The sequence below is a fragment of the Paenibacillus mobilis genome (assembly GCF_058267595.1).
The window spans coordinates 1-1,423 of the sequence record NZ_JBZCMS010000024.1 but is presented as its reverse complement, the minus strand read 5'-3'; the positions used below and the strand labels follow the sequence as shown (position 1 = coordinate 1,423).

Genomic DNA, 1,423 nt, shown 5'->3' with positions numbered 1-1,423 from the left:
AGATAGGCCTTTCCTTCGGGACAGGGGAGACAGGTGGTGCATGGTTGTCGTCAGCTCGTGTCGTGAGATGTTGGGTTAAGTCCCGCAACGAGCGCAACCCTTGACTTTAGTTGCCAGCAGGTAAAGCTGGGCACTCTAGAGTGACTGCCGGTGACAAACCGGAGGAAGGTGGGGATGACGTCAAATCATCATGCCCCTTATGACCTGGGCTACACACGTACTACAATGGCCGGTACAACGGGAAGCGAAGGAGCGATCTGGAGCGAATCTTTAGAAGCCGGTCTCAGTTCGGATTGCAGGCTGCAACTCGCCTGCATGAAGTCGGAATTGCTAGTAATCGCGGATCAGCATGCCGCGGTGAATACGTTCCCGGGTCTTGTACACACCGCCCGTCACACCACGAGAGTTTACAACACCCGAAGTCGGTGGGGTAACCCTTAGGGGAGCCAGCCGCCGAAGGTGGGGTAGACGATTGGGGTGAAGTCGTAACAAGGTAGCCGTATCGGAAGGTGCGGCTGGATCACCTCCTTTCTATGGAGTACCTCGCTTCCGTCGCGAAGCGGTACAAATACCGCGAAGAAGGATGCTCTTGAAGTATCTTTGCTTCGCAAAGATTTCACTTCTCACTCGTTGGTCAGTTTTGAGAGAGCAAACCTCTTTCAAGCAATGCGTTTGGTGGCGATGGCGGAGGGGTTCCACACGTACCCATCCCGAACACGACCGTTAAGCCCTCCAGCGCCGATGGTACTTGGACCGCAGGGTCCTGGGAGAGTAGGATGCCGCCAAGCGCAACCCTTACAGGGTTACAAAATCATAAAGTTAGGGCCCTTAGCTCAGTTGGTTAGAGCGCACCCCTGATAAGGGTGAGGTCGGTGGTTCGAGTCCACTAGGGCCCACCATTCCTAACTTCTAAAAATGAAGATTGTAAGCATGGGTCCCCGAAAGTATTCGGAATCGACCGCGAAGCTATACTTCACTTTTTGGGGTAGAATATGGGGCCATAGCTCAGCTGGGAGAGCGCCTGCCTTGCAAGCAGGAGGTCAGGAGTTCGATCCTCCTTGGCTCCACCACCATATACCATCAAAACTTGATCCTTGAAAACTGGATAACGAAACAACAAATGCGAATTAGAACATTCTTTTTTAGCTGAACTTGTGATCGTAGAGAACAAGTGAAGTGCTAACTACAGAGCGAGGCATTTTGGAGACCATCGATCCTTTGTGAGTCGGTTTCAACCTTGATTCATTTCAATCGAGAAACCGAGGAACAACAGAGCGTATGGGCCCAAAATCCGAGCGAATTGGTTAAGCTACTAAGAGCACACGGAGGATGCCTAGGCGCTAGGAGCCGAAGAAGGACGTGGCGAACAACGATAAGGCCTCGGGGAGCTGTAAGCAAGCTTTGATCCGGGGATGTCCGAATG

General features: G+C 52.4%; 2 tRNA genes and 3 rRNA genes. All 5 read left to right on the top strand.

Annotated features, from left to right (window positions below):
* Positions 1–531, top strand: a 16S ribosomal RNA gene (locus tag AC3ZPD_RS22830); the annotation flags it as partial.
* Positions 532–671: 140 nt separating this feature from the next.
* Positions 672–788: ribosomal RNA gene (rrf, locus tag AC3ZPD_RS22825) — 5S ribosomal RNA — on the top strand.
* Positions 789–822: 34 nt separating this feature from the next.
* Positions 823–899, top strand: a tRNA-Ile gene (locus AC3ZPD_RS22820).
* A 95-nt stretch (positions 900–994) separates the two neighbouring features.
* Positions 995–1,070, top strand: a tRNA-Ala gene (locus AC3ZPD_RS22815).
* 232 nt (positions 1,071–1,302) lie between these two features.
* A 23S ribosomal RNA gene (locus AC3ZPD_RS22810) occupies positions 1,303–1,423 on the top strand; the annotation flags it as partial.